13 protein-coding genes are annotated in these 13,496 nt (G+C 58.4%); 2 read left to right on the top strand and 11 right to left on the bottom strand.

Annotated features, from left to right (window positions below):
- Window positions 1-1,130 precede the first annotated feature (1,130 nt).
- The 5 genes from ACFSR7_RS21835 to ACFSR7_RS21855 all read right to left on the bottom strand — a co-directional run bounded on the left by ACFSR7_RS21835 (window position 1,131) and on the right by ACFSR7_RS21855 (window position 6,006).
- Window positions 1,131-1,727 (bottom strand): AAA family ATPase, encoded by a 597-nt coding sequence (locus ACFSR7_RS21835; protein WP_378166076.1) that lies wholly within the window; start codon window positions 1,725-1,727, stop codon window positions 1,131-1,133.
- Entirely contained in the window at window positions 1,724-2,191 is a 468-nt protein-coding gene (locus ACFSR7_RS21840; RefSeq protein WP_378165229.1) for a hypothetical protein, read from the bottom strand. The genes ACFSR7_RS21835 and ACFSR7_RS21840 overlap by 4 nt, the downstream gene beginning before the upstream one ends.
- 105 nt (window positions 2,192-2,296) lie before the next feature.
- The gene (locus ACFSR7_RS21845) at window positions 2,297-2,728 is read right to left on the bottom strand and encodes a zinc ribbon domain-containing protein (protein ID WP_378165231.1); all 432 of its coding nucleotides are present in this window, start codon (window positions 2,726-2,728) and stop codon (window positions 2,297-2,299) included.
- Window positions 2,729-3,883 carry a metallophosphoesterase gene (locus ACFSR7_RS21850; RefSeq protein WP_378165233.1) on the bottom strand — a complete coding sequence of 385 codons (1,155 nt, stop codon included), beginning with the start codon at window positions 3,881-3,883 and terminating at the stop codon, window positions 2,729-2,731.
- Window positions 3,880-6,006, bottom strand: coding sequence for a HelD family protein (locus ACFSR7_RS21855; protein WP_378165235.1), 2,127 nt, complete (start codon window positions 6,004-6,006; stop codon window positions 3,880-3,882). Before ACFSR7_RS21855 ends, ACFSR7_RS21850 begins: the two co-directional genes overlap by 4 nt.
- Window positions 6,007-6,110: 104 nt before the next feature.
- Here ACFSR7_RS21855 and ACFSR7_RS21860 point away from each other — a divergent pair, with 104 nt between their 5' ends.
- The gene (locus ACFSR7_RS21860) at window positions 6,111-6,539 is read left to right on the top strand and encodes a universal stress protein (RefSeq protein ID WP_378165237.1); all 429 of its coding nucleotides are present in this window, start codon (window positions 6,111-6,113) and stop codon (window positions 6,537-6,539) included.
- Between the two features lie 213 nt (window positions 6,540-6,752).
- Here the strand turns inward: ACFSR7_RS21860 and ACFSR7_RS21865 are convergent, their stop codons facing one another.
- Entirely contained in the window at window positions 6,753-7,022 is a 270-nt protein-coding gene (locus tag ACFSR7_RS21865; RefSeq protein WP_378165239.1) for a hypothetical protein, read from the bottom strand.
- A gap of 279 nt (window positions 7,023-7,301) precedes the next feature.
- On the opposite strand from ACFSR7_RS21865, the gene ACFSR7_RS21870 reads away from it, so the two are divergent.
- Entirely contained in the window at window positions 7,302-7,793 is a 492-nt protein-coding gene (locus tag ACFSR7_RS21870) for a C40 family peptidase (RefSeq protein ID WP_378165240.1), read from the top strand.
- Window positions 7,794-7,868: 75 nt separating this feature from the next.
- Here ACFSR7_RS21870 and ACFSR7_RS21875 read toward each other — a convergent pair whose 3' ends face one another.
- The 5 genes from ACFSR7_RS21875 to ACFSR7_RS21895 all read right to left on the bottom strand — a co-directional run bounded on the left by ACFSR7_RS21875 (window position 7,869) and on the right by ACFSR7_RS21895 (window position 13,406).
- Window positions 7,869-8,999: a Ger(x)C family spore germination protein gene (locus tag ACFSR7_RS21875; protein WP_378165242.1), complete on the bottom strand. Its 1,131-nt coding sequence runs from the start codon at window positions 8,997-8,999 to the stop codon at window positions 7,869-7,871.
- A gap of 5 nt (window positions 9,000-9,004) precedes the next feature.
- Window positions 9,005-10,408, bottom strand: coding sequence for a spore germination protein (locus ACFSR7_RS21880; RefSeq protein WP_378165244.1), 1,404 nt, complete (start codon window positions 10,406-10,408; stop codon window positions 9,005-9,007).
- Window positions 10,392-11,489: a GerAB/ArcD/ProY family transporter gene (locus tag ACFSR7_RS21885; protein ID WP_378165246.1), complete on the bottom strand. Its 1,098-nt coding sequence runs from the start codon at window positions 11,487-11,489 to the stop codon at window positions 10,392-10,394. The genes ACFSR7_RS21880 and ACFSR7_RS21885 overlap by 17 nt, the downstream gene beginning before the upstream one ends.
- 71 nt (window positions 11,490-11,560) lie before the next feature.
- Window positions 11,561-12,655, bottom strand: a complete 1,095-nt coding sequence (locus ACFSR7_RS21890; protein ID WP_378165248.1) for a CobW family GTP-binding protein — start codon at window positions 12,653-12,655, stop codon at window positions 11,561-11,563.
- A gap of 76 nt (window positions 12,656-12,731) precedes the next feature.
- Window positions 12,732-13,406, bottom strand: a complete 675-nt coding sequence (locus tag ACFSR7_RS21895; RefSeq protein WP_378165250.1) for an SOS response-associated peptidase — start codon at window positions 13,404-13,406, stop codon at window positions 12,732-12,734.
- Between the last annotated feature and the right edge of the window lie 90 nt (window positions 13,407-13,496).

Consider the following 13,496-nt stretch of genomic DNA (forward strand, 5'->3'; position numbering starts at 1 on the left):
TCCATTCCCGGCTCCACTGCCGCCTTCGCTACAGTCATGCCGGGTTCGTTATTCTCGCCCGGCACCATCCTGCCATTTCGGATTCTACTTTCTTATTCCCGTTCTCCGCCATCTTGCCCGTTCGGTCGCCGTAAGCTTGGCTACTGCGGCTGAGAGCGGCCGGCGAAGCCGCTAAGATCGCGCGTTGGGGTTGACTTGTGAGTATCATGGGCACTTTGGCAGCTACTAAACTCCGACGAACGGACCGTGGTTCCGCTAAATGTCGATTTTTAGGGCAACTATTCGTATGTTTCGGACACGCTGCCGTTATTGAGGCTAAAACGGTACTTCGAAGTATGCATTTCTATGAATAGCGGATCTGGTGTCACAAACCTTGCTTATTCGGACGCTGTGTGACAACCTGACTGCGCGTATCACAAAAACGATAAGGTTGCTGAAGTTGCGGAGGTCGGGCCGAGCGAGGTTGGCTTGACGGGTTGGTTGACGGGGTTGGCTTGATGGGTTGGTATGACGGGCTTGGTATGACGGGCTTGATTTGACGGGAATGGTTTGACGGGTTGGTTTGACGGGTTGGTTTGACGGGTTGGTTTGACGGGTTGGTTTGACGGGTTGGTTTGACGGGCTTGGTTTGACGGGGTTCGGCATCTTGCCTGTTAGCCGAAAATTGCGTGGTTCCGCCCAACTTTTTTTGAATCCGAAAGGAGTCGCGCGGACAGCCTGTCGATGACTCGTCAGACAGCCGTTCCAATAGACCCGCTTAGCGTCGCCACGTGGTTCTTTTCCGCAAAGCCTGCAATTTTACATCTATTTCGGCCGATGTGGGCCCATTGAATCAGGAAAGATGCAAATGTGCAGGTATTTTACGCCATCATCCAAAATTCCGGCTTGTGCGCCGAATTTACCTGCACATTTGCTGGCATTTCTTCCGATACCGTTGGTCGGCAGAAAATACATGTATAAATGCAGGCTTTTGGGCCCGCCAAGCTTCCGAGAAGCGCCGGCACATCGAACACGCGCTTCCCCGCACGCGAGCCGCCGCCAAAATATTTATACTTTCCGAATCAAAGACAAAAACCGAAAAAGGCGTCGCGGCTTTTTCACCGCGACGCCTTTTTTTTCTACGCTTCAAGCTACCGACCAAGCCGGATATGCCCAGCCGTCGTCCGCAAACGGTCCCAGCCTCGCTTGAGCGGCCCGCGTGGATCCGGCGCCAGTGCGAGTCCGGACAGCTCGGCGATGCGGGCCACGACTTCGTCTGCGCCCATTCCGTCCGTCTGTATTCGGACCTCGAACGCCGCCCGGTCCAAACCGGCCAGGCAGCGGTCGATCTGCAGGGCCGCCCAGGACCGCTCCCCCTCCCACCGGCTGCGAAGCCTTCGCAGCAGCGTCTCCCGCGATGCCGTCAGCGCGTAGTGGTCGACGCGGATGCCCGAGCTGCGCAGCGCGCCGACCAGTTCGTCCATATAGCTCTCGTTCACGACCGTCATCGGCACGATGATCGGCCCGGAGTGCTTCGCAGCCAGATAGGCCAGCATCTCGCGATTGATCGACCGCCACATCGGATAATCCTGGAAGTCGTCGCCGTGCAGTTGCTTCGGCAGCCTCGCGCGTATGTAATAGCCGGCTTCTTCCGGATCGAAGACGAGCGAGCCGGGAAGCCGCCGATGCAGCTCGTATGCGGCCGTCGTTTTTCCTGCGCCGAAGGCGCCGTTGATCCAGACGATCAACGGCCCTGTCCTGCGCTGCGCCTCGATTTGCGCCACCAGATGGCGCCGGCGGCGACCGCGGCCGCCACGATCAGAAGCGACCATAGCCAGTCCAATCTTTCCAGCGCCTCTCTCGTGCCGCTCAGCTTGCTGTCCGCGTAGGACTCCTGATAGACGGCTTTGACGTAAGATCCGCCGCCCGAGTCGACGGCGATCGCGTCTTGCACGTCGATCCCCAGGATCCCCTTGAACTCGGTGCCCTTTGGCAGCGCATTGGAGAAGTTACCCTTGTAAGCGCCTTCGGTTTGCGCATAAGTCGCGATCTTGCCCAGCTTCATGCCCAACCGGTCGACAGGCACGGATTCTTCCGTAATTTTGTACAAATTGTCGTAATACACGACGAACGGCGTATTCCAATTGGCCGCGGCGCCGACGGACGGGAGCAGCAGCAGCGCTCCTAACAACAGCAGAAGCTTACGTGACATGGCCAGGCTCCTTTGGATCGATGGAATCGATGAGGAAAAAAGATGATTTGTTCACATTTTAAACCAAAACCCGACCTTCGACCAGTCCCTGTCTCGCGTTATCGCCTAGCGGCCGAAAAGGATATCGAGCACCGTCCCGAGACTGCCCGGCTTTTGGCCGAGCAGCATTTCCGGATCGTAAATCTCGACCGCGCCGCAGCGCTCGCAGGAGACAAACAGGTAGTGATGATGCTGAATGTCCCATAGCTTGCTCAGTCCCGTACCGGTCATCGCCACTTGCTTGGCTACGCCTCCGTTGTTGCCGCACCTGCGGCAGACGAAGCGGTCCTCGAGCATCGCCGCGACATCGCCAATCCCCGCAGCCGCCCCGTTGTCCGAAATATCCGCAGACTCGCCGCCTGCCGGCAAGGCGCCCGGATCAGGCGCCGCTTCTTCAAAATCCGCTTCGGTCACCTCGTACAGCTTGCGCCTGCAGCTCGGGCATCTCCCGGCAGCGCGGTCGATCTCAGCCTGACAATACGGACATTCCATCCTCATTCACGCTCCTCCGCTGAAGGTAACGGATAAATGCACGATCTCGCTGCGGCTCGCGAGCCGTACCGGCGGCCCCCAGGTACCGAAGCCGGATGAAACGACGGCGTGCAGCTTTCCTTTGCGCAAATAACCCCAGTCCAATTCGAACAGACGTCGCGTGACCCAATGGTTCGGCGCGAACTGACCGCGATGCGTATGGCCGGAAACGAGAATATCGACGCCGGCGTCCGCGGCAGCCGAATATCCGTACGGCTGATGGTCCATCATCACGAACGGCAGCCTGGGATCGAGGCCCTCGAGCAGCTCCGCCACCGGCTTGCGGCCTTCCGGGTCCATCGACTCCGCCGTCTTGTCTTTGCGCCCCACGACATGCAGGAATCCGTCCGGCGTCGCCCGCTCGTCGCGAAGCACGGGGATCCCGAGCGCTGCCATGCGGTCGACGTATTCCTCGACATGCCCGCCGTAATATTCGTGATTGCCGAGTACGGCATATACGCCGAGCGGCGCCGAGAGCCGGCCGAGACGCTCGGACATCCGGTTGCGAACGAACGGTTCGATTACGTCGTCAAGTACGTCGCCCGCCAGCAGGATCAGATCGGGCTTGATCCGTTCCACCCGCGGGAGCAGACGATCCAAATGGCGGTTGCCGACAATGTTGCCCAGATGCAGGTCGCTCACGAGCACGATGTCCATCCGCCGCCGGCCTCCGGCGTCCTTCGCCACGTCGAGATCGTATTTGCGGACGATTGGCGTCCAGGCGTTCCAGGTCCCCCACGCGAATAGTACCAGGAGCAGTACAGCGACGATAAAACCGATCGTTTCTACCGTATCCTTATAATCCGCTCCTCCTGCGTAGAACAGCCATACCGCCAGATCCGCGAACGGCAGCACCAGCACGGCATATTCGAAAAGTCCGATATAATACGCGCCGAACACTTTGAGTCCGCGTCCCGCCGGCTTCGGCAGAAAACGTGCACGCCCGATCAGATAGCCGAGCGCGGCCAAGGCGAGCAGGGTCCAAAGGACCCCGTTCGGAAAACCGGGCAGCCAGCTGTCCAGCCAAGTCTGCGCGTTCCAGCCGATAAAGAAGTTCAGTCCGAGATAAGCGGCGATAATCAGCGTAAAGGTAACGATTGCCCGCAGGCCCCCTCTTCTCATCGTGTCGCCTCCTCTGGCTCAGCATCCGGTTCGGCAATGAGCGGCGTCGGCGACTTCGCATACAGCAGCTTAAGCCTATGGAGCGCGCGCGTGCATCCGACGTAAAGCAGTTTGGCATCCTCCGGCTTATAGTTCGTCGCATCAGCGTCCGGAATCAGGACGGCATCGAATTCGAGGCCTTTGGACAGATACACCGGCGCCACCGTAATTCCGCCTTCATAGTTTTGATGCTTTGCCTCGAGCAGCGAAGCCTGGATGCCGCGTGCCGTCAGATCGCTATAGATTCGCGCGCAGGCTGCCGCCGTTCGGCCCAGCACAGCAATGCTCTGAAGCTCCGGCTCCTTCCGCCATTCCTGGACGATCGAAGCGATCGCATCCGAGCCTGGCGCTTGCGAAACCCGCTCGACCTCCACCGGCTGTCCGCTGCGGAAGACGGGCCGCGCCGGCTTGACGCCGCCGCCCATCCCCCTCAGAATGCGGTTCGCGAATTCAATGATTTCCAGTGTCGAACGATAGCTCCGGTCCAGCTCGTAATAGGACGTCTCGTCTGCGGGAAATAAACGTTTGAGCTCCTCCCAGTCGGTAATGCCCGCATAATCGTGAATGCCTTGCTGCAGATCGCCGAGCACCGTCATCGAGGTGATCCGCTGATGCTGCCTGAGCACTTGCAGTTGCGCCGGCGAATAATCCTGCGCCTCGTCAATTACGATATGGTCGTAGGCTGGAGCCGTCGGTCCGAGCAATTTCAGATGGATGTGCACGAGCGGCGCCAGATCTTCTCTGGCGAAAACGGCGGCCGCCTTGTTCTTGCCTTTCGCTTTAGATGTTGCGCCCGCGCGCTTCGCGCCCTCGGCTGCGCCGTACGCATCGTCCGCTTGCCAGCCGCCGGCTTTATAAAACGAAGCGGCCGTATGCTGCGGCAGCTTGCCGGCATACGCCTTCCAGCGGGCGTTCGCTTTCTTGCGCACCTCGGCGTCGCTCCACTTGGCTTTGCCAAGCTCGATCTCCATCCAGCGCTTGATGCGGTTAAGCACCCTTTCCCGCTTTTTCATGATCGGATCCAGCGGATTCTCCTCGGCGAACCAGGCGCGTACTTGCTCCGCCGTCAGCATGCGCCGATCGTCCGGCGAAAACGGTTCTTCGGGTACCATGGTCCTAGCAAGCGCCTCGATCGCTTCGTCGATATCGGCCAGAAAGCCGAGGCGGCCCTTGCGCTTTGCCTCTGAATCCGCGCGATTGCCTGCCGCGTCATCCGCCTCGAACCATCGGGCCAGCTCCTCCGCCGGATCGCGCAGCTGCAGCTTCTCTCCGATCTGCTCGAGCGCCCAGTCCTCGAACGTCTGCTGGCCGATATCCCCGACGCCAAGCTCCGGCAGCACGCCGGATATATAATTCAAGAACATTTTGCTTGGCGCAAGGATCATCATGCGATTGGCGCGTACGCGGTCCTGGTAACGGTACAGCAGGTAAGCGAGCCGGTGCAGCGCCACCGTCGTCTTGCCGCTTCCCGCCACGCCCTGGATGAAGACGGCCTTGTTTTTCTCCGTACGAATAATCGCGTCCTGCTCCTGCTGGATCGTCGAGACGATATCCCGGAGCTTGTTGTCCTTGCTCTCGCCGAGCTTGTGAAGGAGAAACTCGTCGCCGGCCGAGCCGCCCTGTTCGCCGCCTTCGGCGTAGCTGTCCACGACGCGCTGCAGCTCGCCTTCCCGCACGAGCAAATTGCGCTTCAGGTAGACGGTGCCCGACACCTCGCCTTCGGGCGATTCGTAAGCCACCTCGGGATTGCCGCCCGAAAAGGCGTAGAACAGGCTCGATACCGGCGCCCGCCAATCCACGACCAGCAAGTCGTGTCCGTTGTCTTCGCCGACGCCCGACTTGCCGATGTACAGCGGCAATGGCTCGCTTTTGCCTTCCTCGCGGAAGTCGAGCCTGCCGAAGTACGGCTCCTTTTCCGACGCAGAGAGCCGGACTTTGCGCTCCTGACGGATCGCATCAAGCGTCTGCTCGGTATAGTCGTTGCCGGTATAACGCGGTCCGATGCCGGCGATTTGGTCGCGAATCGACGCCTTGGTATATTCGAGCTTCACGGTTTCTTCACTGAATCGTTTATCTTCTGACACGAATCAAAGCTCCCTTCAAATTGATTATGCCGGATTAAGTATGGTTAAATAAAGAAAGATACATGGCTTATGCAAGTTACATAAATCGGCGAGGAGGCTATTCGATGAGCTACAAAAACATTCTGGTCGCATACGACGGTTCGAACCTGTCGCGCAAAGCAATCTCCCACGCCTCTGCGCTCGCGGAGAGCAGCGGGGCTACACTTACGGTGCTCCACGTCTACCAGGTGCCGCTCGTCAACAACGGCGACTTCATGGTCACGCTCCCGGCGGACTGGTCCCAGCAGTATATGGACCACTCCTTCAAGGTTCTTGAAGAAGCGAAGACGCTCGTACCCGGCACGATCAACGCGACGTTTAAGCTGATCGACGGCGATCCGGCGAACACGATTCTCGATTATGCCGGCGACAACGGCACCGACCTCATCGTGCTCGGCAGCCGCGGACTCGGCGGCATTCGCGAGTTCGTCCTCGGCAGCGTCAGCCACAACGTCATGCAGCACGCCAAGGCGCCGGTGCTCATCGTCAAGTAATACGGCAGGTCGGCATTTGGCTGCGGCAAGGGCCAATGACAAAAATCGGTCTCTTCCCGGACGGGAAGGGACCGATGTCTTTTTATAAGGGGCTTATGCAAGCTGAGCGTGCAGGTCTGCCCTATAATATATCCTATATCGTTTGCCAAGTAAAATAATAGAAGACGCTTGTCCCCGTGCAGTTGCTTCTATAATAGAATAAGAGTAACTGGCTTAAGCCTGCTCTAATGCGTCGACCGCGGCATCCACCAGCCGTTCGTAGAGCTCGTCGTTCGACTCGACCTCCGCGTCCACCGCATCGATCTGCGCCTCGCTGCCCGACTTGCCTGCAAAAAACAGCGAATAACTCCACTCCTTGCCTTTGTCGCTCTGCAGTGCCATCTCGTATGCCGCATCATGTCCCTCGACCTCGAACACGACCTTTCCAACATATCCGTTGACCTCGTCCTTCGTCATTGTCGCCTCGCGAATGGTTACGTTCATGCCGATTCTCCTTTGTGTCGGGCCGTTGCGCGATCCTGCCGCGGCTTATTGCCCCATTTTAACGGTTTCAAAACCAATTTTGCAAAAATAGCGTACGTCAGCCATTTGTCTAGTTGTCCAGAATTAATATTTTCTTAGTTGTTTCTCATATAATCGCGCAAACAGCCGCGCATCAAGCTTTTCGCCGCTTAGAGGGAAATGGAGGGGAAATTTGATCTGGTATATTGATTCTAGCAGCAAGCGCACCACGACTACAACATCATTGGGGGAATCGCATCCATGGCAACATCCTATACCTTTAAGAAACTGATGGCATCGGCCGTCGCACTCACCGTCCTGTTCGGAGGCGCGGCAGCAGCTTTGCCGGCAAAGCCGGCCAGCGCTGCGGAAGCGACCGTCGCCGCGAGTTCCAAAGCATCCAGCATCATCGCCCTCGGCAAAAAATATATGGGCGTTAAATATAAGTTCGGTGCAAAAACCGGCGTTACCAGTTCCTTTGATTGCTCCTCGTTTACGCAATTTCTGTATCGCAAATACGGCGTATCCCTGCCCCGCGAGTCTGCGGCGCAAGCCAAGTCGGGCAAGTATGTGTCCAAGGCTAACTTGAAGCCCGGCGATCTTGTATTTTTCTACTCCCCGATTCACCATGTCGGCATCTATATCGGCGGCGGCAAGGTCATTCATACGTACGGCAGCCCCGGCGTTACGATCTCGACCATCAACTCGGGTTGGTGGAAAAACCACTACACGACCGCTCGCCGCGTCCTGTAGCCGCAAGTCATCCGGTCAAGCCGTCTCCCATCTGGAGGCGGCTTTTTTCCTGTTTCCGCACATAGGCTCGCCCCATTATAGCTTAAGCTTCCCCGAATTCGTAATTTTTAAGTCGACGACGACCTCGGTCGGAATCTCCGTGACCTCCCCGCCCCCCGCTTTCAACTTTTTCCATGCCTTCAGATGGTGCCGGTACAGCTCGTCCTCCAAGCCGATCAGGTCGATCTTGTTCGCGCGCCCCACCGCCAAGGATTGCTTCAACTTCTCGCGAATGCCGTTTTCCGCCCAAGCTTCCAGCTGTCGCTCGCCCGCCCTTTCGTGCAGCTCGTACACGTAAGCTTGCACAGGTACGACGGCCTTAAAGATACCCTCTTTATTGCGTTCGACGTAGGACAAGCGCCCCTTGCCTTTCGTCACGACAAAAATGGCCACGAATTTCCCTTCCTCGTTCCGCACTTCAAGAAAAGCGCCCTTCTGATCGGAGAGGAACCACTTTGCCCCCTGAACGACTTTTTCGTCTAGCGCTGCACGGTCTTTTTGCCTGGCGATCGCATGAGCGCCGTCGTAAAAAATATAGGTTTTTGCTTTACCTCCCTGTTTCCAGCTGCTGCGGTCCAGTTTAAGGACAGGCAGCAGCGTCGTGCGGCTTTCCTCGTAAAAACGGCGCACGAACACCTGCAAGCTCAGCATCGGCACGGCCGGCAGGGCAGGACTATGAATGCTGTGCGTATACAAAAACGTATACATCGGCGAATTAAAAAAAGTGTCCGCCGCCAGCAATTCGTCAAGCGGTTCTGTCGTCGACGCGATAAAAACGTTGTAACGCACGGTCCGGCTTCGATTGATGCTGTCCAAAATGTCGGGTACCCGCGACAAAGCCTTATCCTTGAAGACAATCGTCATGAGATGGTCGAGAGACGGCCTGAGCTGCGTGCTTCGGTACAACGCCTCCAGCGCAAGCTGCGGAGACTCGCCTTCGCCATGCCCGATGTAGGAGGGGAACGCCATGCCGCTCGCGCCTTCCGTTTTGGCGACGTCGGCCATGGTGATCAGCGACCCGTAAATGGAGTATAGCTCTTTCTTTTCGTCAAAATCGATCCCGAGGCTCGTAAAATAACTGGTCTCCTGGATTGAGCGTTGGTCCCAGCAAGACGTCAGAACTACGGCTATGACGGTCAGCACTGCCATACGTATCGCCGCGCGCATCCCGTTCACCTCTCCGATCTGCCGCGCTTCGGGCTTCCCTTGCTTTTCCGGTCCACATACGGCAGTTTGATGAAGGCGCCGCGCAAGCGCTTCGCCTCGAACGGAGCCACAGGCTTCAGGTAAGGCTCTCCGAACGACCGCAGCGATACCATGTACAACAATATCGCGAACACGCCGATAAAGAAGCCGAACATGCCGAGCGCGGTAGAAAACAGCAGCACGACAAAACGCAGCAGGGTGACGGAGCCGAACAGCGTCTGGTTAACCAGCGTAAAAGATGTGACGCTTGTCACGGCGCTGACGACAAGCATCGTCGGGGAGGTAAGTCCCGCCCGGATCGCCGCGTCCCCGACGATGATGCCGCCGACGACCGCGACCGTCTGTCCGACAGCCCTGGGCAGCCGCACGCCCGCTTCGCGGAACAGCTCGAACATGAAGAGCATGAGGAACATCTCGATCGCGGTCGAGATCGGCAGGCCGATTCGCGAGACGACGATCGTTGCCATGAGCGGGAACGGAATCTGGTCGACGTTAAACGTCGACACCGCGACCCAAAATCCCGGCAAAGAAAGCGTGATGAACAAGCCGAGCAGGCGAAGCAGCCGCTCCATCGTCACGTAATAATACGAGTTGTGGAGGTCCTCCGGCGATTTGAGCAGCTCGAACATGTTGGTCGGCGCCGTATAAACGAGCGGCAAGCCGTCTACGATGATGGCAACGCGGCCTGCAGCCAGGCATTCGACGATATAGTCCGGCCGGCCGGTATAATCGATGAGCGGAAACAAGGAGCGGGACCTGTCGGCCAGCATCTCCTCGAGCTGTCCGGCGCCGTTCACGATTGCCGGCGACAGCCTCCCGATCCTTTTGCGCGCCTCTTCGACGAGCGAGCGGCTCGCGGCCGACTTTAAAAACAGCAGGTTTACTTCGGTACGGCTATCCGTCCCCACGGTGAACGATTCTATTTTCAAATCCGGCGATTTTATTCGCTTGCGCACCAAAGTCCGGTTGATGTGCAAGCTCTCGACGAATCCGTCGCGCGGCCCCTTGACGGAGATCTCCGAAGCGGACTCCTCCGGCGCACGCTCCGGCTGCTTCGGGACCGGATAAACGAGCACGGCCTCGTGCATCACGATGATTACGCTGCCGGAAAACAGATCGGCCAGAATTCGCTCGCGCTCGCCATCGCTTGAGGTCGCCCGCGGAATCGCACCGGCAAGACCGTCGGTGTCAGACGTGCGCGACATCCATTCACCGAGCGAAGGCAGCAGCCGTTCTTTGTAAACAGCGTTGTCCACCATGCCCGGCAACAAAGCCAGCGCAGCAAGCCGCCCCCCAGCCGCCAGCGATTCGAAAACGACGTCCGCGCAGTCTTCCAGCTCGGCATCCAGCCAATCAAGCCCGGTCCGCATGGAGATCCCCCCTCTCCGCGCGCTTGCGAAGCGCCAGCGCCCATACGTAGAGCAGCATGCCGATCTGCGTCGCAAGCGCGAACGGTCGCAGGGCTTTGTAGAACAAATACTGGTTGCTATCGCCGAACGGATAGACGGTCAAGCCGACGAGGGCGATCCCAAGGGCCGTCAAAGCGATGAACTTAACCTTGCGCTTCTGAATGCCGGTGAGCTCAAGCAGGACGCTGATCGCGAGCGACGTGCGAATGAGCGCGCCGCTGATCCATTGGAAGATGGCGAGAAAATCGAGGTGCTCGATATAGCGGCCGACTCTTAAAATCCGCCATTGCGAAAAGGCGGGGAAACGCATGAGGCCCGACTCGTGAGCGCCGAATTCGCAAATGGCGGCAACGGTCGGTCCGAGGGACAGCATAATGATGAACAAACCTGTGGCATACAAATGGATCGGGCGAAAAGGCTTGTTGGCATAAATTTGCAGAAGCAAAAACAATAAGATTTCCGTTAACCCGCTGCCCGAGACGACCGCGCCCCGAAGCACCGGCCCCCAGCCGTGCTCCATCAATGGGAGCAGCTGCGAATAGTCCTTGCGGTTCGCATTGCCGGAAGCGACGAATACGCCCAAGCCCGAGACGACGGGAAGTGCGATGCAAGACATATAGACGATCGCCTGCATGCCGACCAATACGGCCGCGATGCAAAGTACCACAAAAACCGCGGACGTGACGAGCGGAGGCGTATCGGGCAAATAGGTACTGTTGGTCCAGGTGAGCATGTCGACGGTCGTAACGATCGCTTCCAGCAGCAAATAGCCTGAGACGACCGTTAGAATGAGCAGCTTGGAAAAGGAGCCTCCTTTTTCCTTGACCCATGCGGGAAAGGGCTGCAGCCCCATGTCGCGAAGTACCGCCGCCAGCGGCAGAAGCATGATCAGCATCAGAATGCCTGCCAGGAGGACGGAGATCCAAGCGTCTCTGCCGGCCGTCCCCAGCACGATCGGCAAAATGATGACGTGATTGACCAGCCCGATCGATAAAACCAAGCTCGTGATGACAGATACGCGCCCTGCTTCGAATCCCCTCATTTACCGGAACCTCCCTTCCGGGGATTAAGGTTCCCTCCGCTTGGCCCGATTATGTAAAAGGCAAAGGCTTCCTAAAGCCGCCCTTCCTCGAGGCGAGTCAGCCGCTCGCGCATGTCCGAATCACTGAAATCTTCGCCGATGAGGACGATCACGTCAGGAACCGGCTTCTGCGGCGTGATCGGCATGAAGTCGGATTCGCGATAAGCGAACTGGAACAAATAACGGGCGGCCGTGTCGGTAAAGGTAACGATCCCCTTGGCGCGGTACACCGAGGCCGGCAGATCGCGCAGGAAGCGCTCGAAGTCCTCGCTCGGGAACCGCGATGCAGGATAATGCGTGACCACGTGCACATGATCGTGCAGTCGCGGATTCGAGTGGCCATGACGGTCGTGATGATGATGCATGTGATCGTGATGTACACGATCATGTTGGGCTTGGTCGTGACGGGCGTGATCATGATGGGCGTGATCATGATGGGCGTGATCATCGTGATGCACCTCATCCGTCCGTGACTTTACCATCGCTTCGGCAGCGCCCGGCAGCAGCGAGAATAGATCCTCTTCGGACTCTCCTTTGACCGAATCTACGATCACAGCGGAAGAATTCCACTCGCGCAGCTGCGCGCGCACTTCCTCCGCCTCCCCCGGTCCGACGAGATCCGTCTTGCTCAGCAAGAGCAATGCTGCGCCTCGGATCTGCTCCCGCATCAGACGAAGCGTCTTGCCTGCGCCGAGCCGCAGCCGGTCGAGCAGATGCCTCGCGTCGACGACGGTGATCAGCCCCCGCAGCTCGAGCCTCACATACATGGATACTTCCGTCACGGCGTCCATCATCTCAAGCGGCTGCGCCACGCCGGTGGACTCGATCCAGATCACGTCCGGGCGATGTTCCTGAACGAGCTGCAGCAGCGAGACGCCCAGATCGTTTTTAACCGAGCAGCAGATGCAGCCGCCGATCAGCTCGGCCACGGGCACGTCCTTTGCCAGCAACTCGCCGTCGAGATTGACGTCGCCCGCTTCGTTCATGAGCACCGCCGTCTTCCAGCCTTTCGCCTTGGATCCCTCGAGCAGTTTTTGCAGCACGGTCGTCTTGCCGCTCCCCAGATAGCCGGACAAAACATACACCTGTACCGGCCGCTCGCCGTTGTCGTTCACTATTGCGCCCATTGCGGTTCCTCCCCCGACAAAATGAATCGACCCTCCGTCGCGGCTGCGCGGAGGGCCTCTTAAACAATCGTTATGGCTACTCCCGGATTGCGGAGTAGAAGTTGCGGATCGGCTCGACGCATTCCGGCGTCTCGCGTTCCCGCTCGTTCACATAGGCGCCGACCGGATACATCATCATCTCATCCGCCGAGATACCGCGGATTCGGCCCAGGACGCCCCGATATTCCGTGTTCGTCTCGTTCAGCCATGCGTCGATGCCTTCATCGTCCAAAATGGCCGGCATCCGGTCCGAATACGGACCTACCATATCATTGGGCAGCGTCGTCAGCATCGTATACGCGCGAATATCGCCGCCTTCGACGCGCGGCCACACTTCGTAAAACCCGGGAACGGCGAACGTTCCACGCCCTTTTAGCACGAAGTGGATCGGCTGACGGGCTCTGCCCTTCGTCTCCCAGCCGTAAAAACCGCTGACGGGAATGACGCAGCGCTGTTTGTTCGTCATGCGCTTGAAGATCGGCCGGTCTCCGATGCCCGGGCCGTCCGCATTGACGGCATCGCGGGACCAATAAGGCATCAGGCCCCAGCGCAGCGACTCGAGCTTGCGTTCGCGCTGTTCCTCGACGATGACGGCGGCGTACTGTGTCGGAGCGACATTGTATCTGGGCTTGTATGAACCGACGACCTGATCGATGCGGTAACGTTCGGTGAGCTCGGGCAAATCCGCGGCAAGCGAAAATCTTTGGCACATAGGGGGCACCGCCTTCTTGGGTTTCCCCCCAGTATTTGCTTGAAGGCGCCGCTTCTATTCGCCACATGCCCGAACGTTGCCGAACAAACA

This window comes from Cohnella sp. GCM10020058 (genome assembly GCF_042683485.1).
GTDB lineage: Bacteria > Bacillota > Bacilli > Paenibacillales > Paenibacillaceae > Cohnella.